The sequence below is a fragment of the Pseudovibrio sp. Alg231-02 genome (genome assembly GCF_900143565.1).
Taxonomy (GTDB): Bacteria; Pseudomonadota; Alphaproteobacteria; order Rhizobiales; family Stappiaceae; genus Pseudovibrio.
The window spans coordinates 1-25,788 of record NZ_FREX01000013.1; the positions used below are offsets into that span (position 1 = coordinate 1).

The window sequence follows — 25,788 nt, forward strand, 5'->3', positions numbered from 1 at the left end:
GAGACAAGAAACCAGGACGCAGAATGCAGCACGTCAGGATAGCTGTAGTATCTCTTCGAGACACTTTCCCGAACATCATCAGGCAATCCGCGAGGCGCGGACAACGGTGTAATTCCTGCATAATTTCGAACACCTGCTAAAAATGCATAGACCCCATAATTTGGGGGAGCAAATGGCTCAAAGGATAGAAACAGGTCTGGTCTATCAATCTGCTCATACTYTCCTCCGGATCTGCGTTCTACCCAGGATGTTAGTCTCGTTCCCATTTTTTATAACCTACTCTAGATTGCATTTCTATTCATATGCATATCTCATTAATGGAACCGATTAAACTCACCTCCTGCTCTTCTTCTAGCGGTTGCGCCGCCCACGGCTCAAAGCATCAACCAGCATTCCAGATACTTGCCCTTGTGACTGGCGAAAGCTCTCAACATCAGGCGTTTGGATGTACTGATTGACCACCACACCCCTCTCAGTACCTCCAAAGGCGTCTTTGTTGGAAATGATTTTGGCAGGCCCCACAACCGGCTCTATCCCGTTTTCTCCGGCAAGGCCCCACTCTCCGGCCCCAAGCACGCCACCGCCTGCAAAGAAGCCTTGAAACGTGCTCATGAGCGCCGTTGATAGGTTCGATTGCTGCGAGGTTCCAAACATCCCGGCAAGCGGCCCTTGCCCCATAAAGGCAGCTTGTGCGGCCGCCTCTGCCAGCGTTGCCACCAGCCGCCCGGCTGCCGTGTCAGCAATCCCCAGAGCGTCAATAAATTGCGACATGGAATCCTGTGCCATCCCGCCAAGCAAACTCACAACTTCATTGTGCTGTTTCTGAGCTTGGGTTTGTGCATAGATCTCATCTGTAACTTTAATCAGTTCCTGCCCCTGCTTGCTGGCAGCCTCCACACCGGCAAGGCGCAGCGCATTGGCCCGCTTTTGTTCCTGTGCGTTCATGCTCAGCAGATCACGTTCAAACTTAAGCTGCTCTAAAACACGGGCGTAAGGGTCCACCTTTGTCTTGGAAGACCCACCGCCCCCGCTGCTATCCGTTTTCTTGTCGGGAATGATTGTTGGAGCCTCATTTTTCCGGCCTCGGCGACCACCGCGCTGGGTTGGCCCACCTGCAAAACCAGTATGGCGCAATTGTCGTTCGCTCTGAATACCTGCAAGGCGTGCGTTTACCGCATCTATCTGCTCTTGAATTTCAGCAATACGGGCTTCATCACCAAGCGTTTGCGCAAGCGATAGCTCACGGTTAAGCCCCGGCAACTTGCGCGAAAATTCGACCTGCAAATCCTTGAGGGTTGGCTCTGCAACAGGTGTATTAAATGCAACGTCCATTGCATTGGCAGCCGCCAGAGTTGCCCGCTTTGCACCAATTTCAAAGGTGCGCCACATCTTGGCAAACTCATCATCAATCTTTTCCGCCTTGCGCAAGAGCTTTTCATCCAGAACCCCGCCCGCTTCATCCGCCTTGCCCATCAGTTCATCAAGGCCCTTGGAACCGTTTTTGAGTGCCAGAACCAGCCCGGCCCCTTCCCGGTCAAACGCCTTAAAGCTCAGCAAAAGCCGCTCTTGTTCCGAGCTGGCGTTTTTAATCAAGTCTGCATATTCACCCAATATCTGACTTTGGGTTTTCATCTTGCCGCTGGAATCGCGAAGCTGAACACCATTTGCTTTCAGGATATCGTGCAGAACGCCGGACCCGTTGGCAGCCTCACCAACACGCCGGGAAAAACGCTGCATAGCTGTATCGGTTGTGCCAGCCGCAACACCAGTCAGCTCAAAGCCATAACGCAGACGTTGCAGTTCATCAGTGGTCAACCCTACCCTGTCTGCAACCTTGGCAAGTTTTGATCCCTCTGTGATCGCTTGCTTGCTGGCAGCTACAAGCGCCGTGACTGCAACCGTCACACCAGCAATCGCCCCACCCTTAATGGAGCCTATGGAGCGGCCAAGGCCGCCCATATCCATATTGAGCAATTTGGTTTCCCGGCGCGTCTTTTGTAACTCGCGCCGGTTCCGTTCAAAGGTTGCACGGGATTTGTCATTGGCCCGCACGTTGTAGACAAGGTCCGGCACGGTCATGGGTTTGGCTCCCCGGCAATTTTTAGATAAATAGACCATTCTAAAAGTTCAGGTTCCGGCCAGTCTTCAAGATCCGCAACCCGCATGTGTAAGCGATCCGCAAGCCGAAATAAGAACATGCGCCACGGATCGCCTCTTAGTTTTTTTCAATTTCCCTGGCATCGCACGGACCAAGCATCTGCACCGCAATCCGGCCAATAATCGCCCCATCTGCTTCCGTCAGCAGCTTGTGTTTGTCATCAGCATTAAAGAGCTTTTCGCCGTTTTCGTCCTGGCTCTTCATCACCAAAACTTCAACAAACGCCTCTGCATCCATGCCTTCATATTCATCAGAAATGCGTTTTCGTTGTTTGGGCGTCATCGGGTCATAGAAGATCTTAAAAGGATGATCTCGTGCTCCCCATTCTGGCACCTCGATAACCTGATTTTTCGCCTGTTTGTAATGGCTCTTCACACGTTCAATCGCACGCATCTTTTAGGGTCCTTGTCTCTGCGCTAAGCAAAAAGGCAGCCTGCACAAACAGACTGCCCCTCTCACTTCACTGGAACAAACCGGAGTTAAGCCACGGCCTCTTCTATCAATGGGCCGTTGCCGGTAAACTCAAAGGTCATATCAATGGTTTCCGCACGGCCCTGCGCATGCTGTACGCTGGTAACCGTTGCAGTGCCGGAGGCGTACGTTTCACCGCTCTCATTGCCGCTGTAATAAAGGTGCAACACCACAGAAGCCCCGGCGCTGAGTTCTGCCTGCCCCGTGTCGCCTTTCACCCGCTTGGCACTGATAGAACCAGACCAGCGTTTTGGTGCGCCTTCCAAGTGGGTTTCCCACTCTTCACCCATCGCCGTTGCATCCGAGATTGGCGCTTCTACCGAAAGGTTGAAGCTTTGAACCTTGGCGACATCTTCACCGCCAGCAGTCACACTGCCCTTATTGCCGTGAATTAAAGGCATGCTCTGTTCTCCTGAATTGTTGGAAAGTTAGTTCTTCAGCCGCACGTTCAAGCGCGGCTAATGCGCGGTTTCCGGGTCATTCTCCGGGGCAATGGCAAGCGCCATATACCGCAATGTCAAAATCCCTTGGCGCTTCTCGCCCCGGTCCCGGCGCGTTGCTATATCCAGATTGGTTGACTGCAGGTATAGCTCTTTCACTAGGCCACCTAAGAAGCCGCTGCCCGCGAGTGCGGTTTCAACTTCCACCGCAATCTGGTCCAGCTCATCATCAAAGCCCTTGCCATCGGCCGTGGCTTCAACAGTGACGCTCATTTGCCGTTCAATGTCGCGGTCTGCACCCATTTCCGCAGGCTGGCTTTGCTCATCCAGCACATAGACAAGCAGCGCAGGCAGCCGCTTATGTTCCAGCGGATAGGTGCGCGTGACAAAGCAGCGATCCTCTGTAGAAGGAAGCCCTTTTAAAGCCGCCTCTACAGCATCGCGCACCTGCGTTCTTATGTGAACCATGGCTGCCCCTATTCACGCTCTAGCAGGATCTGGCTTAAGCCTGCCCCGTCACTCATGGGGCTGCTTGCCGCTGTGAAGCGTTGCCCGTCAATCAGCAGCTCTGCACCCTCGCCAAACTCTGCCGGAATATCTGAGCCCTTCACCGCAAACACTGGTTTGGAAGTAAGCATGCCAACCTCACCAAAGGAGGTTTCCTCCCCCTCATTGGTAAAGATCCCGGTGAGCTGCCCGGTGTCCCCGTTCTGCAGCGCGTAGGTTGCCGTTGTTGCAAACTCATCAGTGCGCAGCATCTCATTTAGATCATCGTCAAAATCAATCATTGCCGCTTCACCATTGTTTGTCCGCCCTGCACACCAACCGCCCGGTTAACACGGGCACTGCCCATCACCCGCGCAAGCTCGATGGGTGTGAGTGGTTTGGGTGGTTTCAAGCTGGTGGTGCTCTGTAGTTCTTTTTTCACTGGTAAATCCTCACCTCCAAGGCCAACGAAAAACGGGAGGCAGAGCGTATCCCCGAAAAGTGGAAACCGATTTTCGTATAAGGATACGCTACAACAAAGCCCCCCGTTTGCTTCTCATATGAGCCGGGGTTTAGTCCCCGGCTGGTTCGTCTTCTTCTTTTGGCTTTTCTCCCGCCTTAGCCTTGCCAACCCGCCTTGTGGTTGTTTCCGCTTTTTTCATATTGATCAGGAATTTTGCATCCTTTTCAGAAGCGTTCACCACATCACCCGGCGCAACCGGTTCACCACCGCAAACCGTGCGTTTCAAAATTTCAATCTTCATCTTTGCAGCCATGATCTGCCCTCTTGAGAGTTGATAAGAATATGAGAAGTCCAAATAAAAACAGCCGGGCGAACCGGCTGCTTAACTGGCGTAAAGCTTAAGCTTTGAAGGAGTGACAGAAGCTCTGCGGGTGACGCACTGCAAAATCTACATCCTGCATGGCAACCACGCGCACGGTCCCACTGGTGGATTGGGTAAACGGATCAACCGTCAGATCTACGCCCGTCCAAAGCGCAATCAGAAGATCCGCCCAGTTGCCAAAGAAGCCGTTGTGATCCAGCACCTGATTAGAAATACCGGTGTTGTAACCGTTCACCGTGTTGCCCTGTTCCCAGATAAACTGCGCAGTCCCTGCAGCTTTTTCCGTGGTCTTGAAAGATCCACGCATCGCAGCATTGAGGACATAGCCCAAGGCTCCAATGTCTGCATCATCCGTTGCAACAGCCGTTTCCATTGCAACCACTTCTTCAAATGTTGGRGCATTYGCCGCAAAGGTGGTGGAGTTAATGCCAGTGGTGGCAGCGATCCCCTTTGGAGTTTCCCCAGAGCCGTCACTATGCAGCGCTGCCCGGCTGATCTCCAAACCAATCACCCGCGCCAGATCATCACGCACCATTGCTTCCACATCCAGCGAGGATTGAATGAGAAGTCTGCGGGAATAGTCGGTAAACGCMCCCAGAGTRTGCGGGCTTAGTTCGATCTGATCAAAAGCCTCTGCRCTTTTGGTCACATCATCGCTTTCACCYACCCAATAGGCGGTGGCTCCACCCACCATACGCGGGATCTTAAAGTTGCCCTCTAGGTCATGCAGCATGCGGGCGCCCATGCCCATCACAACTGCACGCTTGCGCAGCAACTCAACAAAGCTGCTTGCAAGCAGGTTATCAGAAACCAGAGCRCCACCRGCCCCGATTGTGCCCGTTGACAGGTTACGGGTYTGCCCGCTCATATCCGCCCGCATYACATCAGAAGGAACAAGAATRCCTTCCCCCTGCTTGCCGCGTTTCTTGCCAGCCTCTTCCGAGCATTCAAACTCGAACTTAGCAGCTTCACGGTACTGCGCATTAGTCGGATTTCCCAAAGCATTAAGCGCACGCACAAATGAGAATTGCTTGCGTTCTTTTTGGCTCAAACCAATATCCGCAGCACCGGAGATTTTCTCCTGCCCGCGCTCGCCTTGAAGCATCAAGACTTTGGTTGAAAAGTCCCCGGAAGACATGCCGGAGCGGATCGCTTCCGCCGCAATGTCCCGGCAATTCCATTCGGCCGCAGTCGCCTCAATTTCGCGAATGCGTTTGGCCTCATTTTCCGCAGTTTTTGAGCGGATCTGTGCCAGCTCTTCTTCAGAAGGGCCGGTCTCTGGGTTTTCAATTTCAAGTGGTGCGGGCATTGCTGCAGCCTTTCTTTCAAGTGCAATGGAAACAAGTTTCTCGCCAGAACGAGAACGCCCAACCCCAACAGAAGGATCTGCAGGGACTGAGACAATCGAGATTTCATGAGGGGTCCAACAGGTGATGCGATAGACGTTTAAGTCATCGTCATGCTCTTCTTCCAAACGGGCTTTGCGGATCTGATAGCCAACAGAAACATTGGTTAGCTCTCCATCTAAAACGCGCTGTTTGATCTCTTGAGCCAACTCTGATTTGCCAAAGCGAACCCAAGCCCGGCCCTTGCCGTTCTTGATCTCCACGCGCTCAATCACGCCCACCTGATTTTCTACCGTTGCGCGGTGATCAATCAGCAGGGGCGCACGCCCGCTTCCAATGAAATCAAGGTCAATCTCGCCTTCATCGTGACCCAGAATTTCAACGCCCCAATAGGTGCGAATGGGTGCATCACTGGAAAACGAAAGCTCTAAAAGGTCTTCTTCCGCGCCCTCGCTAGCGCGCACGAAAACACCCTGCCGGAACAACCGCTCCGGCAGCTTCAATTCATGTGTTGGCATGGTGTGGTTAGTCCTCTTTAGGCTGCTCTTTTTCAGCAGGCGGAACCGTTTTCATGAAGGCAGAAAGCACCGCGTCAAGATCTATGCCGCGATCCTTGGCAAGTGCCCTTGCCTCTTCAAAATCGTCATAGATATCTTCAAGAGTGCGCCCACGCTCTGCAGCCACTTCCTGCGGGCTTTTAATGCGGGATTCCATGTTGGTTCTATTGGCGGCCGCATCGTCTTTTGGATTGACGGATTGCCAGCCCCGACCGGTCCATTCCACCGCCTGAAACCGGGCAAGCTGTGTCATAGGCAAACGCACTTGCCCGCTCAGCATCGCCATGCGCAACCAATCGGGAAAGATAGATCCGCAGTAATGATCTGCAAGCCAGCCCTGCAGCACGCCCCATTGCTCACGCTCTTCACCAAGCCCGGCCCGTAGGGATGAAAAATTGGCTTTCTCCAAATCGCTGGACAAAGACGAATAAGCCACATCAAGCCCCGTACACACGGCCCGCAGCATGATTTTTATGAAAGGCTCCATTTCCCCGTTGGGATAGGCCGGATCAAAGGCTTTGAAGTCATAACCCTCCGGCAACTCTTCCAAAACACCGGCTTCCATTTGTTCAAGCCGGGGCCGATCCTCTTCCTCGTAGAACTCTTCTTCTTCTACGTCTTCCGCCTCGCCATTGGTCGCGGCCCGCTCATCTCTGCCTAACTCTTCATCCGGGTCAGCATCTGCAGAGCGGGTGTAAAAGCCCATCTTCTGCGCACCATAAACAGCGTTCGCAAGGGCTGCGTCTTCAAAGCTGTTCATTTGCGCCAAACGCCGCAAAGCCGTGTGCGCCCATGGAACACCAATCACCGGGGCGGTTTGATCAAAGGGCAGATAAAGGTGCACGATCTCTTCTGCAGGTATGCGAATGCGTGTCCCACGGCCACCGTAATAAGAGCGGTTGTGCTTAAACATGTGATAGGCAACCGGGCGATCCACCGCGTTACATTCCACCCCGGCAAGGATGTAATGCCCGTGGTCCAGCTCTTTGTTTAACTCCACATCCAGCATGGTGATATCAAGGTGCTGGATCTGGAAACCAAACGGACCGAACTCCGGGCCAATGTATTTGCGGGCAAGAAAGTTCCCATCACGGGCAGCGGCTGTAAGCGCAATGCGCTGGCTATCAGCAAAAGAGAACTTGCCGCAAGTGGTGCAGATCCCCTTGCGGCTCCATTCAAGGAAACCATCACGGATAAGCTTGTTGCTGTCCCGGTCAAGGTTGCCATCACCAAGCCGGGCAACCGGCTTAATCTGTAAGCCAGTCCGGCCCACTACATTGCGCCGCAAATGGGAGTAAAAGCCTTTCAGGTAATCGTTGTTCTGGCTTTGCTCCCTGCTATGGGAAACCAGCCCCAACAAGTCTTCCTGCGCATCCCGCATCAAGGATGAATTGAGCCCCATCAGCTTGAACTTTACAAGGCGATCCGGGCGGGCCGCTTTGTATTTGCGTACCGCCCCGCCCGGCTGTTTAACAGGCAGCTCTGCAGGCTTGTTACGTCTGCCAAAAAATCTTGCAAATGCACCCATTATTTAAACTCCACCTTCCGCAAACGATGACTGCCCCGGCCCGTGCGCTTTCGGTCTTCAATCTTCACCAGCTTGCGGTAGTGGGTGTGCCAGTCCTGCAGCTCTTTTGGGGTTAGCTTTGTCAGCTTACGGCCCGCGATCTCATAGGAAGCAACACCAGACTTTGCCCGCCCTTCCAGAAGCGCTTCAATCTGTTCCAGCATGCGCCGGTTATGGCTGCGCAGGTCTATGGCGTCCCCGCTTGCCAGATCCGGCAAAACCTCAAACCGGCCGCTGCCCACGGTCTTCCGCGCCCCGTCACTGTCCCGCGTGATGAAGGCCGCCCACTGGTAAACCCCGGAGGTCCAATCGCCGTTCTCATCAGCCCCAAGGCTCACAAAAAAACCGCCTTCAAGGGCGGTTGCTGTAAACTCAATTTTTTCCGGGGCTTCCCCTTCCAATGTTCCCACATAGGAAAGCGTGTGATCATCTGGCGGGAAGTCTCGCGCCAGATCATCCCGCCGCCATGATGCAAAGTCACCTGCCCGCATCACCTTAGGTTCTGCGCTTAAAGGCTCTTCAAATCCATTTACTGCCATGCATCACCCCCGCAGCCCGGCCACTAAACCGTTGCCTCTGCGCCTTGGTTTTCGGCGCACCTTTTTAGGTGGTGCCCGTTTCGGCTTCACCGTTGTTTGCACCGCCTGTTTTTCGTCTTCCGCTTGCGTCTCCGGCGCTTCAGTTTGCGCTGGTACGGCTTCAAGCTCACACACACTTTCCCCGGTAAGATCCTTTGAACCCGCATCACGGATTGCCTCTTGCTTTGGCCTGAGTGCTGCAAAACTATTGGTTTCCATTCGCCGCGCCCAAATGGGCGGGCGCTTCCAGTTGATTTTTTCTGCTCGCAGAACCAGCACCAACGCCAGCCCATAAACGCTCAAATCAAGCGCCTCATTTCTCTTGCGCCCTTTGCGAAGCACCCAACCTTTCGGGGTGCGCCGCTCTGCGCAAAACTCTTCAAACACTTCACTAGGTAGGTTACGGGTCAGGTGATAGGCATCTGCACCGGGATCTTCACGGGCAAGGCTTGTGGTAATTTCGGACTTAAGCCGCCATGTGCCCACACGAACAATTCTCAAATCAGAGCGCTTTTTAACGCGCTTGCCTTCTTCCTTTTCTGGCGTGACTTCCTTTGCCCGGTCCCGGTCCCAGCGGTCCAGCCCCTTGGCAAGAAACACCCGCCTGCGCAGACCAAGCTTGCGCGATTTACGAAAGAAAGCATAAGCGTTCTTTGTCACCCCATCCGCGCCGCCACTGTCCACGATCAGCGCAGCCGGTTTGATCTGGTAGCCACTGCCCGCAACCGGGTAGTGCTTTTCCAGCAAGGGCAAAAGCGCGTCCCAATCTTCCTTGTACTTTGCCGGATCTATCGCGCGTGCGTCGGCGCTTGGCGCACCTGCAGGCGGGGCGTGAACATCAAAGCGATCAATCAGCCACCGTTCCAATCCCGGCCCCCAGGCATCCACCTGTACAACAAAGCGGCCCTTTTGCACGTCAACAGCAATGGTAAGAAAGCGGGTTTCCGGTGGTGCGACCTTAAGCAGATAGTGCTCTGCCTTGTCTTTCAGTTGCTTCACGCTCAAATCATCTTCATCTTCCACCATGCGCGATGAATAAGGCTTGCCCTGATCAACGTTCACAGTGGTCTTTAATGAGGTTTCATCTCCGGTTTGCTGGAACTCCTGCCAGGCAGTCTCATATCTGGAAACCAAGGACGCCCACGGCTGGAAGGCAGCGGCCGCCCCTTTCAGCCAGTAAGTGACAAGATCCGTTTCCCGCAAAGCCTCATCATGAACGCTCACTAGCTCCCCGGTTTTGCTTTCATGCAACCAGCGGCCCGCCCGGTTTAGCTCCACCTTGTGCCGTGGTTCAAAGATCGCACCGCAATGCGGGCATGCCATCACAGCAGCAAGGCCGCGCTCTTTCGGGCTACCGTCATCTGGAAAATGCAGCAGCTCGTAATCTGGTTCAAAGACCTCGCAGCAATCCGGGCAAGTCCAATAATAGCGCCCACGGGTGCCCCGGTTATAAAGCGCTAAAATACCCGTTGCCGGTGGTGCCATATGCGGCGCACCCTCAGGCGGCAAGAAGTCATTATCTTCAATCAGGCGGCCCGGAGAACTTTCTGCAATCGCCATCCCACGAGAACCAAACGTTTCCGTACGCTTCAAGGCAAGGTCAAACAGGTTGCCTTCCCCTTCAATGTCTTCCGGCGCACGGTCATAGTCAGTCAGCAGCATTAAAGGCAGRTCAGAAGCAGACACTTTGGAGACCACCGGCCAACCGATATCCAGCGTCATGCCRCCYTGAAAACGYTTGTCTAATATGTTGTTGTCGAACCGGCCCCGGCCTAAGCGCCGCTTGATTGAAGGCGTGTAGTTGATCAGCGCCCCTACTTTTTTCAARGCAAATTCACGCGCCGCGTTTCTGTCCATATGAATGACACGCATGTCGCAAGGCTCACAGCAGATCGCCTGCCCTATGCGGTTGATTATCAAAGCATCCGTTTTGCCAGTCCGCGCAGGCCCTGCAAACACCGTCCCCCGGAAACGCCGTGACGCACTCATGTCCATAGGCTCCACCATGTAAGGCGTTACCTTGTTATCCCACGCAATGACTGCCCCATTGTCCCGCAGCTTGCGCTCACCACCCGCCCAGTGAGAGACCGACATACGCCGCACGGGCGCAAGGATTGGCAGCGCATCAGCAAGGCACCCAGCCGCACTCGCATAAGCAGGCGGCCGCCAGCCATGCACACGGGGCGGAAGTTGAAAATCCGCATACCTCATGACAACCCCTAGATTGATTTTTTAGATGAGAACATTTAATGAACATCACAAAGCGAGGTTGCCGAGATGACAGACCACAAATTCAAAGTTCAAATCTGGGATACACAAGGAAACCGCCCGGTTGAAACCGTTGCAGAAGCCGGGCATTTCTCCATCGCAGACGCCGCGTACAATGCAGCGTTAGACATCCATCACAACAAAGTCCTAGTAATGCGCCAAGGCGCTAGGATGATCAAAACCAACTCTTGAACCAACTGCGAAGATACACGCCTGCTTTTCTCACTCAATCAACACATTCAGAAAGTCATCACGGACAAGTCTTGACAATTATAATGCATCTCACATATTTCATTTATTACAATCATAAATTGCATTTACTTAAAAGAATTAGTCATGCCAAATAAAGTAACAAAATATATTGATATAAATTCGCTTAAACTTCTATGGTTCCTGTTTGTAGTCACCATATTATACAACCCGATATTATACATTGACGCCTCTCAGAATGCTGTATTCAACCCATTGTATTATATAATACCTATGCTTTCTGAAGGTGGCGGATGTAGACAACACTACATAGACATGCGTTTTGACCTGTATATGTGTTTTTCGATAGTTGTGACAGCAATGTTCGTGGTGTTCGTCTTTAGACATACGAAAATACTGTTAATGCGTATCCTGAGTATAGTGTATCTGATATGCAGCGCAGCAGCAGCAATACTCGCCGTCTACATCGTAGGAATGGCAAGTATGTGGTGCCTAGACTGAAACATGTTAAACACAGCAAACTAAGTTAGAAACCACCGAAAACGCTGTTCTGGCAAAGTCAGCTCATCTGGATCTCATCACCTGTAAGTTACTGTAAAAAAGCTGCCTTCACGTTTACTAAATTCATATTATGGAATTCACTTAATGTTATCTTCTCTGACCCGCTCGCCATATTTCGTGATTGGTTTATTTGCTTCCACCATTCTGTTAAATCCTCTTACATACCTTCCCATACCCATAGCTGCATTTTTTAATCCTGCCTTTCTGTTCATGGTAATTGCAAATCTGATGGGGTATGAGGAAGTCAGTTTAAATATGAATTTAGTCCTCCTATTGTCTTTGATTGTAACAATAGTCTTTTTGCTCTTCACCTTTGACAGAACAAATAATCCGATTTTGTGGGTATTGGTTGTTGTGTATTCAGCTTGCAACGCTGCCATAGCAGCAGGCGGCTATTACCTAATGGAATTTGGAAAGGCATTTTACCACTAACCGAAGAAAGCTGAGCGCATTGAACTGATCCTGTCCCTCATTCCCTGCGTGAATTCAGAAAGCTCCCGGTGAAGATCTGCCAGTAGTTCATCAGCCACCACAACCGCAGCCTCTGACTGGCAGTCATCAAAGCCAACATCGCGTGACAATCGGTCAGGTATGCCGTTAATCGCATTGCCAAATGCCTCAACTTGCTCCTGACGCAACAATCAAACTTACCTATCAGTTGACCCAGTCACACTTTTTGCGTTCAGCTTGAGCCATAAGTTTATTCAACTGATCCTCTATGTCTTCTACGGGCACGACGGGTACTTCACCCATTTCAACTCTTTGGCTCTCAAGGCGATAAGAGCGTTCCGTAGCCTCAAAATCCTTGGCGAGCTGATCGCAATTCCGTTCAATCTGCTTTGCTTTTGGTAGGTCACTTGTGTCTGCCTCTACCTTATTCTGACAACCAGCAATTAATCCGGAGAATGAGACAAGAACCAAAACACTCAACCATCTGCACATTTTCACGCTCGCAAACTTCTGTTTCAGTCAAACTACAAAACTTAGCTTTCGGCCCAGTAAACTCCTATTGCAGCTACTCAGCAGCTTCCATCATAGCAGTCTGCCCGGTGTTTTCTTCCGTGCTCATGGCCTGCATAAATTCAGTAAGCTCCCGGTGAAGCTCTGCCAGCAGATCATCAGCAACCACAACCGCTGCCTCTGACTGGCGGCCATCTAAACCAACATCTCTGGACAGCCGGTCAGGCATGCCGTTCACCGCATTGCGAACCGCTGAGAACGTCCGTTCCAGCAACGCCACAACATCAGCACGGGCGATCAGCTCGCCACGCGATTGGGCCAGCTTGTTATAGGCTGCCTCAGTTTCGTAAAGTTCCTTGCGCTGCCGTGGTGTCAGCGCCATTTCAGAACTACCAGATCCGCCACCCAACAAAGCCATCTGCATTTGCCGAATATTGCTTTGGATCTTCTCTTCTTCCGCAGCCTCTACGGCCTCTCTGTCTTTCTGCCAGGCATAACAAACCGAAAGCCGGAACTCGTATGCCTGCCCGTTGGTGCCTTTACTCTCACAAGGCATCCCTTCAGAAATCCATTGATCAATGGTGGGCAGGCTCTTCTTAAAAGCTTCCGCAAGGTGGCGTTTATTCACCACCACATCTTCCACACCATCAGGGAGCGGATAGCGTTCAACATTCTCCATGCCCGCCCCCTTCAATCTGGAACAACAACAGAAACGAAAACACCAAGTGCTTCCGCACACCAAACAAACCAATGTCCCGCAGTTCCGAACTACCCGCAGGCCGGCGCGTGCCCAGGAAGGACCCAAAGCTTTTCAGAATATGGAAACACGCCCCCAAGTTTTTAGCGGGCAGTTTTCAGAGCCTTCCGCATTGCATGCCGGAAGTTGCGTTTCATCCGTGCATCAGCGGTCTTTCGCGCACTCTCTTCAAAACGCAGGCGCGGTTGATAGTCTGCGCTTTTCTCATAGGCAACCAGCAGCTTTAAACCTGTGCGGCCCTTGGTGCCTCGCGAGCTATCTCGGCGCTTGCCGCGCTTAGGGCGCTGCCAGATTCCCTCAACCCCGTTGATCTCACCTTGAAACACATCCGGGCGTTTCAACAGCCGGTCAATACTGCGCCGTGGGAGGTTACCGTATTTATTGAGCCGCTGTGAGAACGGAACCGCCAACGCTTTCCGCTTTGGCCTTCTGGTTCCACCCTTCTCCTGCAGCTCCAAATACTCTGCCTGCCTGTCCTTGAAGAAGACAACGGCCGATAGGTTACGCTTGCTTGCCCGCTTTAGTGCAAGGCCGCGTTTGGTGAAGGGTGTAGGGCGATCTAATCGCCTGCTTAACGCCTTCTCTGAATTGGTCTTGATATCCTGTGCTGTCTCATTCAGTGCTAAGCTGATCGCATAGGGCACCTGTCGTTGTTCCGCTTTGGTCAGCCCTTTGGCAACCTCAGTAAAGTTTGCAGTATACTGGAACATATTGCAGAATCCTCCAGCTCAGATAACTTACGCTTTTGAATTTCAGAAGGAAGTACTGATGCAAATAGAGCAACGCACCAATGGCTACTCAGTGGAGATCTCAGAACAGGAAGCTATCTTACTCTTCGAACTTCTAACCAATACAGTTGAAGCAGCTAAGCAGATGCATGAAGCTGATGATCAAGTCGCCAACGATCTCATTTGCCTGCTTGAAAAACAACTAACGGCACCACTACAGCAAGCCTATCCAGATGTTCTCAACGCAGCCAGAAGCGCTTATATGACTATTACGTAAGCCCCAATGAAAAAACACCCTCAGGTGGCAACCTGAAAGCGCATTTGTTCATTATGGCTGAATGATGACGATTAGTGCTGCACGTGTCAAGTCGCATCATTTATGATCAAACCAGCCACGCCACATTCAACCAAGAAAAACGTTATCCCGATGGTAGCTAAGGTAAGCGATTTGATTACTTGTAAAAGTACCGACTTCCCGAGCCTCAGGTTTAGAAAGCCCCAAACAATCAATCGTTTCCTGATCAAGGCAATCTGAAACAAACAGTGTCCCAGTATCACCGAACGTGATCAAACCAAGATCAAACAATCGATCAATATGGGGAGCTAGAAGCAAGCCATTTGCCCCATCTAGTCGTTCCTCCGCAGTCTCACACACACGCCATGGTTTGATATGGCTTCCAATGAGCAGCCTTTTATCCCTAACGCCTGAAACCCGGCACTTGTCCTCAAACTGTTCTATATTTTGCCGAAACCGCCCCTGTCCTCTGCGTGCTTTGATAATGGCATCTGTTTCAGTACTATCTATCGGACTGTTTTGAATAAGCACCGTTGCAATTTGATCTTCAACTTCTTCAATAAATGCCTGATCGTCGAGCTCATGCTCAACTACAATGTTTCCATTGCGTTGAAATGAGCCTAGTTGCTCAAGCTCGGAAAATAACATCTCATCGATTTTCGTTAAGTAGGCTGCTTGATTGCCATTCCCGTTTTCTTGAATAGGAGAGTACCGTTTTGGCAAAAACGGTCGAAGGTGTTCGATGTTGTCTTTGGGACGAAATGGGTGGGCTACCTTTTCCCAGGCAACGCGGACCAACCAGCCATCCAAAGACCATTGTTCACCAGTCTTACCGAACTCATCTGGCTTTGGAGCACTCAACGGCAAACCTGAGACAATACCAAAATGGCCTATCTGAGCATGAGAGAATGAAACAATGAAATCACCTACACGCATCTCACGCATAAAATCATAAAACTGACTACGCCGCCCGTTTGATTGGCATTTTGGAGACCAGACATAACCGCCTGCAATCTCTTGTTTCGATGTTTGATTATGGTTTACCCACCAAAAGGCCATGCAAAACATCCCTTAAACTTTTGAAGATAAAATAATAAAGCAATAAACCGGGCAAGTTAGAACAGCGCACAGATACCTATGACTTTATTCTTTTAGTTATTGCCCAGATTTCTGCTCAACCAGGTTGAACAAACAGGCCATTCGATTGCCACCTGCCCGGCAGCATCTGACTTCAATTTAGCTAAACAGCCTGGCAGATCTATATGATGCAAACGCATCGTATAAATTACACTCAAACTTAACTAACTGCATTCTTCTATCGTTGCCCACAGACAACTAAATCCTCAAAAATCGGACACCCATTTTTGCAGTTAGCCTTGTGGAGACATCCTCCGCAAGTATCTGACGAAAAGTACTTTCTGAACTGATCAAAGTTATCAGAGTTTAACCATATATCCTTGAGACTAGTCGCATCAGTGATTTGCTCACCAGCATGCAATCCTCGTTGAAATGAGCAGGGATAGACTCGCATATCTTCAGCGACGAAAAGCGAGAAGCGTGCTGCATCACATGCATCAACAGAACTGGAGTTAACGTTGACACGGCCAAAAAGGCCACTCACACAACAAGCATCAAATCCAATCTTAAACGGTGTACTGCTTGATGTTGCAACTTCAAAAAACCTCTGTTGCAACTCACTGTTTCGCAGTAGTTTTCGTTCAAATATTTTTCGCCCCATAGGTTTATAATTAAGAAAAACTAAAGCATTTATACCACTAAGGAATGATGGAGGTTGCTCCAGCCATCGAATAGCTGTTTCAACAGAAACCGCATCAACTACAAAGTGAACGTTTACTTTAACATCAGCTTTCAACAAACTCTCAATCGCGTGAGTTGTTTCATCATAAGGCTTATAAGCGCTAACAGCGACCGCCCCACAGTACTTTGATGATGCCTGCAATATTGGAAAGGTTAGTCCTCTACCGTTTGTGGTATAATTGGGGACTATCCCTGCCTCATGTGTAATCCGCAGAATATCAATAAATTGCGGATGCTGATTTGGATTTCCACCGCCGAGCGCCACTTGATAAACACCCATATCAGCTGCTTGCTCAATGAGTTTTTCATAATCACTGACAGCCATATGATATCCGCTTTTATCAGAACTCCGATAACAAAACGCACATCCTTTGTCACACCAGTTTGTGATGGCGATATCCATCAGTTCTGGGCCATGCGGAGCCCAAAATGGTTCAGGTTGGCCACTATCTTCAACTCGTGCAAAAAATCCCGTTTTGGGATTAAAAATCGTAGTGTAACCTAGATCCTTAAAACGTTGAATCTTCATCACTTACCAGTAATTTTCGAATGCATTTATTAAGAACTTTTCTGATTTCACTTCAAACACTTCAGTACACAAGAACGCCTCTATTGCATCGACATCACTGCTAAACCCTCCCACAACGACTCTTTTCTCTTCTTCGAGAGCTTTAGTAATCTCATGAAGTATCTCTGGCGTTTGGAATAATCTTTCATCACCAATAACTTGCTGCACATCCAAGATTACACGCCCACTGTCAATTTGCTCTCGTAGCCGTTGGTAGATCTGATCAAAAAAAGAACTGATTGGCGACTTCTGATCGACCCCAGCTGCTTCAAAAAAGGCGTTTCGGTCAAACCGTTCAAACTCAACAAATATAAAAGAAGTTGACGAGCTATTTGAGACAAAATCTGTCTTAATTTTCATGTATTTGATCCCCGAATTGCTTCAAAAACATCTCTAAGCAGTTTTCAACTAAATCAGCTTTAATGAACTCCAAGTCTGGCTTTATGAGGAGAACATGCCCATAATCAAGAATTCTGGCATCAAACTTGAAATCTAAATAATGTTTCATGAATAATTCGAAACTTGCATACTCAACAGAATAGTACTTCTCATAATCTCGCTTGAAGTCGGTCGATCTAATAAATATGTCTCGATAAATTCTTTTAAGGATCTTTCCTCCATATCCTTCTGGCTGCACCATTGAAGAATGCAAGAACTCAGAAAAAGTAGGTATCTTATTGGTACCTAAGAGTGCAATTTTGTCATTTATTACTTCGAACATTTTCGACTCGTGATCTAATTTGTCTACCAAACTCTGAGATAATTGTTGAGTTCGCTCTTTCTAGAGCCAAAAGACAATCCCGCTTCTTGCCTCCTTCCAGTATTCTGACTGCATTGGAGTGCGTTTCATTTCTGCTAGAGAAACTTGCAAAAGCGGCTAACTGAAGAAAACAAACGTATCTTTCATCCTCAATATCGTCGATTTCATCGACAATGATTGAGTTAGTCTGGTCAACTATATCATCAAGATTTCGGGCAAAGTTTTTTTGCATAAATGACGTGGCAGTATCATCATCTAAGTTATTCAAATAGCTAGTAAGGACACTAACATTAACTACATCCGTTTCTCCGGAGTAAAAAATCAAATAATAAACTAGCTCACGAAGTGGCGTTAGAAGGTAGTGGTTAGATTGCGCGCTGATGAGTACCTCTTGCGAAAATTCAACATCCTGTTCCTTCTGAAGTTCAAATGGGAGTGAGGACAAAATAAATGGAAACAGCGATAAAAACTCATCGAAATTTTCAACTTCATCTTGAACAAGCTCATTACTGCTCTTTCGAGCTAGCAAGTAGCTATATTTGCCGACTCCTTCAGATGACTGTAATTGTTGTACTGCAGCCCATCGATCTCGAAACCATTCAATTCCTTCTTTCGTTGCAGTATCAACCCAATATGCCGCTATGATGTAATCCCTCAGCTCATCATACGTAAAACTGACAGCTTCTTTTTCTAATGATGTCAAAGATTCCTTTGGGATTTCTCTTCGGAGAATAACCTCTTCGTCTAACAGCCAATCGATTACTTTCCGCTCATCATCTGAGAAATCGTTTACTTCAATCGAGGAGGTATCTTTTGCAATAAAGGCCTGCTCAACCAACTTAAAAAGAACTGAAATGACATTTCTTAACTTAGATTTTTTGACTATCTTTTCTAGATATTTTTTAAATATATCAATCTTATAAAGTTCGTACACATCGCCGAGATCTTCATTGCGATAGAGTTCACAGAAGATCCTCATAAGCAAAAGATCTCGCCGTAAAAAACTCCTAGCGCGTTGTGAAAGATTAGCCTTGATAGAGAAGTGCTTGAAGTATGCTTTCAGCATTCTTCCTCTAACTCGATCAGAAATACCTCCTTCAATTTTCTTTATGTAAACGCTTTTACAATCTACCGCATCTTGCTTTAAGTCTTGAAATTTATGTTCGAAGAACTCGCTTCTGCATGTTACGAGTACCTTGATACCTTCATATTGAGAAACTGCACTCAGAAAATCCTTCAGATCAAAATTGATCTCATCCAGTTTTCGAACTTCATTTAGTCCATCGATAAAAACTACAATGTTTTTATCCAACTTCTTGCTCAACCGAGAGAGTAAATCTAATAACTCAAATTTATCTCGGATATCATTCAAGTATTTGTTGTTGGTTATGTAATCAACCAAACTGACTGTTTGTTGCCCGTTCAACTCACGAGCAGGAATGTAAATTGCTGGAATGTTAAATTTGCCGCAAAAATCATCTGCCAAGTTGCAAATAAAATTTGTCTTTCCCTGCCCGGCTGCTCCAGTAACCATTAGAAGTTGAGCCAATGAGTATTCAAAATATTTTAGTGTATCGCTTAGAATATTTGAGATTTCCATTGCGGCGCCCATCATCTGATATTTCATCACCTGATGCATTTGCTCAAACTCAGGTTTAACAGTGAGAGCCTCACCACCTCGATAGAAATTGAGCTGTCCTACTTGCTCGTTTGCGAGATGGAGCGTGTCATAGTTTTTGGAAAGTTCCTTTGTCATCTCTAACAGAGATTTAGATTGGTCGGAGATACAATCGATCGACACTATATCGGGGTCTAGTTGATCTACCCCTTGAAGAGACAGAGTTTCATTTAACCGCTCAAAATCTATTACTTCTAACTTATCAAAGGCCTTACCTTTAAAGTGAGTTGGATTAAGAAAAAATCGAGCCAAATCTTTATATGGCTTAGTTTCTGCAAATATTTCTGGGATGTACTTCCCAGAGCTCTTCTCATATTCAATTCTCTTATTACTCAGTTTGAAGAAATGCTCTTGATCTTGCAGAAAGCTCTCAAAGCGTTGATGGACTTCGAACTCTCGACGAACAATAGCCTCAAATTCGCTTACCTTTGCTGTATCAAAACCTTTCACGACTTTTAATAAATCGCGGTAATCTAGGATATCCTCGTCAGGCTTAAAAGCTAGCTCTGACGCGAGAGATAATAATTTTTTTGAAGTATATGAAGACTGCTTTGAAGTTAATACATATACATAAACCTTATCGAATTTATTATTTAACTTATGTTTTTTAAATTGCTTTAATGTATGCTCTATCTTTGCTGATTTTGCAGATGATGTTACTTGAAAGGAAACTCGAGCACCTTCATCACCAAGGTCAACAGCGGGATAGTTATCTTCGTATGAGTTCATATTTTTCAAGTTCGGACAATCATACAGATAACCGAGAATTGGAATAAAAATATCTTCTGCGTGAGTATTAATATCAAAGTTGCCAACTGAGTTGTTAACATCAACCTCATGCTGGATCTTGCTAAAGCAAGAGGAGATACTATCAATTAGACTATCTCGAACGGCCATCTTAATCATCCAGCTCACATCTTAATCATTCCCATTGATAGTTGCGACATATCGTTGACACAATCAATATGACTAAGTAATTTGCCCTTTCCCCAGCATCTCCTCACAAAAAGCATGTTTAATACCTATTGGAACTCCCCTGCCACATGTCCTAACCCATTGCGCATCAACCTCGAAACGTAGTCGCGCGTCGCTCTGCTTGGCGTCCCCGCCTCCCGCTTGGCTTCGTTCTCCTCGAAGCCAATGGCCGCTTCTGTGATGGATAGCCCCTGCCCGGCGATGGCGAATACTGCCTGCGATTGATCAGGCCCCAAGAGGGCTGCGATCTGCTCCAGTGTTCGGTTTGCGTCTGTGGTGGAGACAAGAAGCCAGTCGCGCACTTTGCGGCTGCAATCTACGCGGGGCTGGGTGAAGTCGATGGAGCTGGCTTGCCCTTCACACTCAGCATACAGCGCCCGGATCTTACAACCTGCCAGGTATTGCTGCTTGTTGATGTGTTTATTGTTGTAGAGCCATTCCAGCGCCTGCCCGCGTTGATACTTTGCTCGGCGCAGCGCTTCTTGCTTTTGCTCTTTCTTGGTGCCGCGCAAGCGGAGTGGGTCTGTATTCTTAGAGTTCAACATCCTGCATCTCCCCGTGTCGTAAAACTTCTTTGGCGATCAGGCCCGCCAGCCGTTCACGCCGCCGCTCAAAAGTATCTGCCATCAACTGAATTGGATGGTTTGGCGGGAGCGCTGCGAGCTCCCGTGTGGTTTCCCCGCGCAACACGTCCAGAGCAGTTTGCACCTGCCCGGCCACGCGCCGGTTGCGCTCCATTGTGGCGACCACGAGAGTTTCAGTTTCCGCCATATCCGGCAGGCGCTTTTCCCGGCGCACAAAGTCCACCAGATCCGCTTGCCAGCCAGCAAGGCATGCCGAAAGCGCAGTGTCTGCATTCGCTCCCACCATCACCTTGATCGCCACATACTCCGGCCATGGATAGCCGCCCACCTGCAGGTTGGGTTCTGGAGCGCCTTCCAGCTGCCGTTGGGCTTCTGTGCAGGCTTTCACACACTCCCCGACAAACGGCCAAACAGTGCTTTTTGCGGCCAATACCAACGCATCCGCTCCGGCTTTCAGCACGTCCTCTGAAAACCCGCTTAGCTTCTCCCGCAAAGAGGTGAAATAGGCTTCCTCGTTACTGCCCGGTACCTTCTTGAAAGTGCCCCCCATCGTACTCAAAAAGTGCAGTGCTATGAGGTCGTGGGGAGGTTTTTCCTGTGGTGCAGCGTTCATACGTAGCCCTCACCAAACACTTTGGTGATCGCCGCCCGGCAACGCTCTGCAGATCTGTCGAGATCCCGCGCCCGCGCTGCTTTGGCCTTGCTGCCATCTGGTATGAAGCGGCCTTCAATCTTGCCCAGCTCTTCCCGGCTGCGTTTGGCCGCAAGAATGGCGCGGGTGAAGTAGTTGAGGCTGCGCGGTTGCTCTGGCGCACGCCCCAAAACATGGGCAATCGTGGGCTTTACGTCCTTTTCAAGATCGCACCCATGGATCAACCAGCCCCAAACCGGGTTTAGGCCGCCCCGCACCTGTGCTGTTGTTGGATCCAACCCAAGTGACTGTAGAAACCGGCTGCAGCCCTCAACAAACCTCTGCCCGGCTCTATCCGCAATTGTGGGAGCTTTTGAGAGTGGTGAAGCGTTTTCGCATAAAGACCTACTCGCAGCCGCTTTGTCTTCTTCTTCTTTAGGTTTTAAGGACTCGTTCTTATAGGTGCCGATCTGGGGTGGCAGGGCCTGCCGACTTTCACGCGAAGCTTTAAGCTCATTTACATGAGCTGTATGCGGAACATCCTCTATAAGGTCGCGCTGCTCTTCCTCCTCCTCTTTAAGCGCCCGCATCACACGGTAGGTGTGGGAGCAACTGCCTCCATCCGGGCGGATACCAGCCATTACTTTCAGCCATCCAGCCTTACCCAGGTTACCAATGGATTTTTGAACCGTAGAACGCGCAATCTCCAACTGCCGGGCAATCTTCACTTGACTGCGATAGGTCACGCCGTTGCCATCCGTGGAACAGCACAGAACGCCCAGCACCTGAATATCACGCGGTTTCAACCGCCGGTCCTCAAACACACCTGCGGGAATAAAAGACAAACGGGGACGGTTAACAGGTCTAGGCATTTTATAACCTCCTGAGCAGTGCGGATAATTGGATAAGTGAGAACTAGAAAATCAGTGGCGGAATACGCGCTCTGATTACAAAGGGATTGAAGCTAACAAGGTGACTTGTAACTATACCCTCAGAACAGCCCTAGCGGCTTGTGGTGGTCACGGTCCCATAGCTTTCCGTCTCCCGTTGCCACGTCTCCAATTGAAGAGATGGCGTGGTAGTTCTATATTGGCGACAAGCGCCAGCTGCTCCATCTCATGGAACCATGCAGCAGGAAAACGCCCCGCTTTAGCAGCATTGCAAATTGCTGACGAGCCAACTCCCAGTCGTTTTGAAAGCACGTCAACCTTGAGTTCCTTAACAACATTACTTGCGCTTTTCATGGTGTGATTATTCATTTTTAGTGAACTCAGTCAACATCAACAAAATAGAAATATCCATTATTTGTGAATTATGCGACAGTAGCACCATGAAGAACACAGATGAATTCAGCCATGATAATGTCGCCAACAGGTTGACTTGGTTAAGAAACTTCCTAGGACTGAACCAAAAAGAGTTCGCCAAAAGCATCGGCGTTTTGCCTACTCAGCAAAATAACTGGGAAGCAGCCAAACAGCGCCTATCTCTTCAAGGGGCGCTAAAAATAAACTCTATTTATGGAACGTCTCTGGATTTTCTATTTCTAGGAAGAGCCGATACGTTGCCGCAAAACATGCGCAAAGCTTGGGTATCAAGACCCCTTGACAAAAATTCAATAAAATCAAGCGATAAACCTGAAATTTGAGAGGCTTCAGCCAGCAACTGTAATCGTTCCTCGTCACACATTTCAAACCCCATAAAGCTAAACAAATAGGCAGGTTTATCGTCAACAATTACCTAATAACCAAGATTAAAGAATTTGATTAAAACACAAACCAGCATCCCTCTGATCTCAATTTTTGAAATACAACATAATTCATTATTTGTGAATTAGTGAATTGACAATTCACTTTTTATGAATTTCAATTCCACCAGTTGATTACCTTTCAATATGGAGGAATTGGAATTGCAAATCTTCAATAGCAATGGCCTGCCAGCCAGCCCGTCCGCACATAGTCTTTCCAGCTACTACAGCTTACTGCAGCCAGAAATTTTCAGCCTTGAACGGTTGGTTGAGGCTGCGCCTCTCCCTTTGAGTGAACGCGGCGAACTTGCGCAAATTATCGCAATCCGCTTTTCCAGCGGCGCAAATCGCACTCTTTCCATAGCTCCAACTCAGTGAGGTTCAACATGGCACCTCGCAAAACCACCCCAGAAGCGGAAGCAGTAGCCGAACAAGCCAGGCAAGCACAAAGCACCAAAGCTGCGGTAACCAAGCCTAAGACCAAGACCACCCCGGCGAAGACTGCCCCGAAAAAAGCTATACCAGCAAAAACACAAACCGGGTCGAACAGCTCCGGCATTGCAGCCGATCATCTGCAAAGTTTCTTTGACCGCATTGAGCGGCTGGAAGTTGAGAAAAAAGGCATCGCTGACGACATCAAAGACGTATTCGCAGAAGCCAAAGGCAACGGGTTTGATGTGCCCACCATGCGGGCGATCCTGAAAATCAAAAAACAGAAGCCATCAGAGCGTGAAGAGCAGGAATCAATGCTGGACCTCTACATGCACGCTCTGGGCATGCTGGAAGGCGATCTGGACGAAGCTCAACAGCTTGGCATAGACGCAGCAAGCGCAGGCAAGGCAGTCACAGACAACCTCTACATGACCGAGGATCCACGCTTCAAAAAATGGGAACAAGGCTGGCAAATGCAAACAGCCTTCCTGGCAGCGCAAGACAGAGAAGGCGCAGCGTGACGCTATGAAGAAAGGCCCAACCTATCAAGAACTGGAACAGGCAACGCGCTTTGCAGCATGGATTGTTGTTGAGTACGGCGAGCAGTACGCCCCCATTTTTGATAGGCTGGAAGCAGAACTAAATAAGCTTTCACCACGTGAGCGTGCAGTACAGTTCTTGAATTCAAACCCTCCTCAAACCCTCGAAGGTGGCGTGAAGGCAATTCGCTGAAGCCACTCCCGTTTATGCTCCAAGGTTGGGCCGTGACCGTATTTAGGCCGTTGGAATTTATGCCCCATAAGCATTGCAATAATCTTCTCCGGCGCTTCAACCGCAGTCAACCGATCCTCGAATGTGTGACGCAACGAATAGGCCGTATGCTTTCGCGGGTTTGGCCTTAGGTCATTTTCAAGCAAAAATTTATTCACCGTTGCAGAGAGGCTTCCAGCATTGTCGTGATAGCGGCTGAAGCCTCGCTTAAACTCCTGCATTGCCATAAGAGACACACCCACGAGCGGAATTGTTCTGGTGGTGTGATCTTGCTTCAAAAGTCGCTCTTCTGGAGCAACCTCAATATAGGGCACCTTGCCTTCAAGATGTATCGTGTTTTCAGTCAGATTTGCCGCTTCTGACAACCGTAATCCAGTCTCAACGATTAGGTACAGGATAGACCTAGCGCTTGCATTCAATCCATCAAGCGCACCATCTGCCAGGATATTCTTTTGAACAAACTCAGGGTCAAATGGATGGCGTTGTTCTGTCCTCTCCCCCTCAAGTCGCAACTCTCCGAACGGTGACTGTATATCCAGTCTGAAATGATTAATGACCGTGCGCATCATTTTATTTATGTGCCCGATTTGCTTGTTGGCAGTTCCAATTTGGATTTGCCCAGCCTCCACGCGATCTTGCAGGCACTCACGAAAATCAATGGCGTCATTACGAGTAAGTTCTAAGAGAGGTTTATTCCCGGTGATTTCAGTTAGGCTTTTTAAGGCAAGTATCTTCGGGTTTCTCCACCGTCTTACCTGGTCCTTGGACATGTTTGAGAGATAAGTTTTTTGTGTCTTCTCGAACTCAGAGAATAAATCTTCAATCTGAATTTGGGGCGCTTTTTCACCACCGAGAACGCCCGCCACATCCACGATTGGAGGTCTATGTTGTGTTGTCTGAAGAGCCGATAACCGCGCCATGATTTCGCTGAGAGGTCGCCCGGCCACCTCATCAGAGGTCACATAATCAAAGCCTAGCACCCTTGCCCGCCGCCTCGCGGCTTCATATCGCTTCTTTGCTTCTTTCGCTTGACCATCTGCAAGGCCACGCCAGTACTCCTCAGTATGAGCATTTATCTTTGCGGCGCTTCTCGCAGCACGTAATCCCTTCGGATCTTCTGAAACAAGAATCCCTGTGGACGCCCTTGCAAACGTGCGTTTATCGAATGCTCTGAAAACCTCTGGAACACGTCTAACATATATCCACCGTCCATCCTTGACGGACAAATAGTCAGGGTTCCCGCTGCCGATAGTTCTAGCCATTGTACAACCGAATCCATTTGTTACCCGTTTGGGGTAACATTATGGGTAACATATTGACTTGTAAACACGAAAAAACTCAATAATATCAATGATTGACATGGCAGTTCGAAGCCCACCCTCTCCGCCATCTATCTTTATGATAGATAAGCAAAAAAAAACCCACCTTTATGGTGGGTTTTTTGTTGTCTACGCATGAAAAAACTGTCCGCTTTTCGGGGGAATTGTAGCGCGCATTCTCGAAACGGAAACTGCGTCAAAATTGAGCGCGATCGTCCATACACAACGAACAACATCTTCACAACACTCGCCTGACGCACTCTTTAAAGTAAGTGCTGATC

General features: G+C 49.1%; 31 protein-coding genes. 7 read left to right on the forward strand and 24 right to left on the reverse strand.

Annotated elements, in window-relative coordinates; all coding sequences use genetic code 11:
* Positions 1 to 351: 351 nt before the first annotated feature.
* From DHN43_RS24265 to DHN43_RS24310, 11 genes are all read right to left on the reverse strand, one after another.
* The gene (locus tag DHN43_RS24265) at positions 352 to 2,079 is read right to left on the reverse strand and encodes a hypothetical protein (protein WP_108820353.1); all 1,728 of its coding nucleotides are present in this window, start codon (positions 2,077 to 2,079) and stop codon (positions 352 to 354) included.
* Between the two features lie 136 nt (positions 2,080 to 2,215).
* Positions 2,216 to 2,551, reverse strand: coding sequence for a hypothetical protein (locus DHN43_RS24270; RefSeq protein WP_108820354.1), 336 nt, complete (start codon positions 2,549 to 2,551; stop codon positions 2,216 to 2,218).
* A gap of 86 nt (positions 2,552 to 2,637) precedes the next feature.
* On the reverse strand, positions 2,638 to 3,030 hold the full coding sequence (locus DHN43_RS24275) for a hypothetical protein (protein WP_108820355.1): 393 nt from the start codon (positions 3,028 to 3,030) through the stop codon (positions 2,638 to 2,640).
* A gap of 57 nt (positions 3,031 to 3,087) precedes the next feature.
* Complete coding sequence (locus DHN43_RS24280; protein WP_108820356.1) at positions 3,088 to 3,537, reverse strand: hypothetical protein; 450 nt, start codon at positions 3,535 to 3,537, stop codon at positions 3,088 to 3,090.
* Between the two features lie 8 nt (positions 3,538 to 3,545).
* Positions 3,546 to 3,857 (reverse strand): head-tail joining protein, encoded by a 312-nt coding sequence (locus DHN43_RS24285; protein WP_108820357.1) that lies wholly within the window; start codon positions 3,855 to 3,857, stop codon positions 3,546 to 3,548.
* Positions 3,854 to 3,997: a hypothetical protein gene (locus DHN43_RS27115; RefSeq protein WP_159096971.1), complete on the reverse strand. Its 144-nt coding sequence runs from the start codon at positions 3,995 to 3,997 to the stop codon at positions 3,854 to 3,856. Before DHN43_RS27115 ends, DHN43_RS24285 begins: the two co-directional genes overlap by 4 nt.
* 130 nt (positions 3,998 to 4,127) lie before the next feature.
* Positions 4,128 to 4,331, reverse strand: a complete 204-nt coding sequence (locus DHN43_RS24290; RefSeq protein WP_063301531.1) for a hypothetical protein — start codon at positions 4,329 to 4,331, stop codon at positions 4,128 to 4,130.
* Positions 4,332 to 4,416: 85 nt separating this feature from the next.
* Positions 4,417 to 6,264: a phage major capsid protein gene (locus DHN43_RS24295; protein WP_108820358.1), complete on the reverse strand. Its 1,848-nt coding sequence runs from the start codon at positions 6,262 to 6,264 to the stop codon at positions 4,417 to 4,419.
* Between the two features lie 7 nt (positions 6,265 to 6,271).
* Positions 6,272 to 7,831, reverse strand: coding sequence for a phage portal protein (locus tag DHN43_RS24300; RefSeq protein ID WP_108820359.1), 1,560 nt, complete (start codon positions 7,829 to 7,831; stop codon positions 6,272 to 6,274).
* Entirely contained in the window at positions 7,831 to 8,409 is a 579-nt protein-coding gene (locus DHN43_RS24305) for a hypothetical protein (protein ID WP_108820360.1), read from the reverse strand. Before DHN43_RS24305 ends, DHN43_RS24300 begins: the two co-directional genes overlap by 1 nt.
* Before the next feature lie 3 nt (positions 8,410 to 8,412).
* On the reverse strand, positions 8,413 to 10,659 hold the full coding sequence (locus tag DHN43_RS24310) for a phage terminase large subunit family protein (RefSeq protein ID WP_108820361.1): 2,247 nt from the start codon (positions 10,657 to 10,659) through the stop codon (positions 8,413 to 8,415).
* 66 nt (positions 10,660 to 10,725) lie between these two features.
* On the opposite strand from DHN43_RS24310, the gene DHN43_RS24315 reads away from it, so the two are divergent.
* Entirely contained in the window at positions 10,726 to 10,908 is a 183-nt protein-coding gene (locus DHN43_RS24315; RefSeq protein ID WP_108820362.1) for a hypothetical protein, read from the forward strand.
* Between the two features lie 663 nt (positions 10,909 to 11,571).
* On the forward strand, positions 11,572 to 11,919 hold the full coding sequence (locus DHN43_RS27120) for a hypothetical protein (protein ID WP_159096972.1): 348 nt from the start codon (positions 11,572 to 11,574) through the stop codon (positions 11,917 to 11,919).
* On the opposite strand, the gene DHN43_RS24330 is transcribed toward DHN43_RS27120, so the two are convergent.
* The 4 genes from DHN43_RS24330 to DHN43_RS24345 form a co-directional block, all read right to left on the reverse strand.
* Positions 11,916 to 12,125 (reverse strand): hypothetical protein, encoded by a 210-nt coding sequence (locus DHN43_RS24330; protein ID WP_159096973.1) that lies wholly within the window; start codon positions 12,123 to 12,125, stop codon positions 11,916 to 11,918. The genes DHN43_RS27120 and DHN43_RS24330 overlap by 4 nt on opposite strands.
* Before the next feature lie 16 nt (positions 12,126 to 12,141).
* Complete coding sequence (locus DHN43_RS24335; protein ID WP_108820366.1) at positions 12,142 to 12,429, reverse strand: hypothetical protein; 288 nt, start codon at positions 12,427 to 12,429, stop codon at positions 12,142 to 12,144.
* Positions 12,430 to 12,502: 73 nt separating this feature from the next.
* Positions 12,503 to 13,126, reverse strand: coding sequence for a DUF1441 family protein (locus DHN43_RS24340; RefSeq protein ID WP_108820367.1), 624 nt, complete (start codon positions 13,124 to 13,126; stop codon positions 12,503 to 12,505).
* Positions 13,127 to 13,287: 161 nt separating this feature from the next.
* Positions 13,288 to 13,914, reverse strand: a complete 627-nt coding sequence (locus DHN43_RS24345; protein WP_108820368.1) for a hypothetical protein — start codon at positions 13,912 to 13,914, stop codon at positions 13,288 to 13,290.
* A 58-nt stretch (positions 13,915 to 13,972) separates the two neighbouring features.
* On the opposite strand from DHN43_RS24345, the gene DHN43_RS24350 reads away from it, so the two are divergent.
* Complete coding sequence (locus DHN43_RS24350) at positions 13,973 to 14,209, forward strand: hypothetical protein (RefSeq protein WP_108820369.1); 237 nt, start codon at positions 13,973 to 13,975, stop codon at positions 14,207 to 14,209.
* Between the two features lie 126 nt (positions 14,210 to 14,335).
* On the opposite strand, the gene DHN43_RS24355 is transcribed toward DHN43_RS24350, so the two are convergent.
* The 8 genes from DHN43_RS24355 to DHN43_RS24395 all read right to left on the reverse strand — a co-directional run bounded on the left by DHN43_RS24355 (position 14,336) and on the right by DHN43_RS24395 (position 22,500).
* The gene (locus DHN43_RS24355) at positions 14,336 to 15,286 is read right to left on the reverse strand and encodes an HNH endonuclease (RefSeq protein WP_159096974.1); all 951 of its coding nucleotides are present in this window, start codon (positions 15,284 to 15,286) and stop codon (positions 14,336 to 14,338) included.
* A gap of 256 nt (positions 15,287 to 15,542) precedes the next feature.
* Complete coding sequence (locus DHN43_RS24360; protein WP_199914857.1) at positions 15,543 to 16,574, reverse strand: radical SAM/SPASM domain-containing protein; 1,032 nt, start codon at positions 16,572 to 16,574, stop codon at positions 15,543 to 15,545.
* A 3-nt stretch (positions 16,575 to 16,577) separates the two neighbouring features.
* Positions 16,578 to 16,973 (reverse strand): hypothetical protein, encoded by a 396-nt coding sequence (locus DHN43_RS24365; protein WP_108820372.1) that lies wholly within the window; start codon positions 16,971 to 16,973, stop codon positions 16,578 to 16,580.
* 341 nt (positions 16,974 to 17,314) lie between these two features.
* Positions 17,315 to 19,948: an SMEK domain-containing protein gene (locus DHN43_RS24375; RefSeq protein ID WP_159096975.1), complete on the reverse strand. Its 2,634-nt coding sequence runs from the start codon at positions 19,946 to 19,948 to the stop codon at positions 17,315 to 17,317.
* Positions 19,949 to 20,073: 125 nt separating this feature from the next.
* Positions 20,074 to 20,571 (reverse strand): hypothetical protein, encoded by a 498-nt coding sequence (locus DHN43_RS24380; RefSeq protein ID WP_108820375.1) that lies wholly within the window; start codon positions 20,569 to 20,571, stop codon positions 20,074 to 20,076.
* The gene (locus tag DHN43_RS24385) at positions 20,558 to 21,223 is read right to left on the reverse strand and encodes a hypothetical protein (protein ID WP_108820376.1); all 666 of its coding nucleotides are present in this window, start codon (positions 21,221 to 21,223) and stop codon (positions 20,558 to 20,560) included. The genes DHN43_RS24380 and DHN43_RS24385 overlap by 14 nt, the downstream gene beginning before the upstream one ends.
* Positions 21,220 to 22,113: a helix-turn-helix domain-containing protein gene (locus DHN43_RS24390; protein ID WP_108820377.1), complete on the reverse strand. Its 894-nt coding sequence runs from the start codon at positions 22,111 to 22,113 to the stop codon at positions 21,220 to 21,222. Before DHN43_RS24390 ends, DHN43_RS24385 begins: the two co-directional genes overlap by 4 nt.
* 147 nt (positions 22,114 to 22,260) lie before the next feature.
* Positions 22,261 to 22,500, reverse strand: a complete 240-nt coding sequence (locus DHN43_RS24395) for a hypothetical protein (protein WP_159096976.1) — start codon at positions 22,498 to 22,500, stop codon at positions 22,261 to 22,263.
* A 71-nt stretch (positions 22,501 to 22,571) separates the two neighbouring features.
* Here DHN43_RS24395 and DHN43_RS24400 point away from each other — a divergent pair, with 71 nt between their 5' ends.
* The 4 genes from DHN43_RS24400 to DHN43_RS24415 all read left to right on the forward strand — a co-directional run bounded on the left by DHN43_RS24400 (position 22,572) and on the right by DHN43_RS24415 (position 24,149).
* Complete coding sequence (locus DHN43_RS24400; RefSeq protein ID WP_108820379.1) at positions 22,572 to 22,886, forward strand: helix-turn-helix transcriptional regulator; 315 nt, start codon at positions 22,572 to 22,574, stop codon at positions 22,884 to 22,886.
* A gap of 261 nt (positions 22,887 to 23,147) precedes the next feature.
* A complete protein-coding gene (locus DHN43_RS24405; RefSeq protein ID WP_108820380.1) occupies positions 23,148 to 23,363 on the forward strand; it encodes a hypothetical protein in 216 nt (71 codons plus the stop codon).
* A gap of 8 nt (positions 23,364 to 23,371) precedes the next feature.
* On the forward strand, positions 23,372 to 23,938 hold the full coding sequence (locus DHN43_RS27600; RefSeq protein WP_108820381.1) for a DUF2312 domain-containing protein: 567 nt from the start codon (positions 23,372 to 23,374) through the stop codon (positions 23,936 to 23,938).
* A 4-nt stretch (positions 23,939 to 23,942) separates the two neighbouring features.
* Positions 23,943 to 24,149, forward strand: coding sequence for a hypothetical protein (locus tag DHN43_RS24415; RefSeq protein ID WP_063301790.1), 207 nt, complete (start codon positions 23,943 to 23,945; stop codon positions 24,147 to 24,149).
* Here DHN43_RS24415 and DHN43_RS24420 read toward each other — a convergent pair.
* The gene (locus tag DHN43_RS24420) at positions 24,113 to 25,450 is read right to left on the reverse strand and encodes a tyrosine-type recombinase/integrase (protein ID WP_108820382.1); all 1,338 of its coding nucleotides are present in this window, start codon (positions 25,448 to 25,450) and stop codon (positions 24,113 to 24,115) included. The two genes, DHN43_RS24415 and DHN43_RS24420, sit on opposite strands and share 37 nt — an antisense overlap.
* Between the last annotated feature and the right edge of the window lie 338 nt (positions 25,451 to 25,788).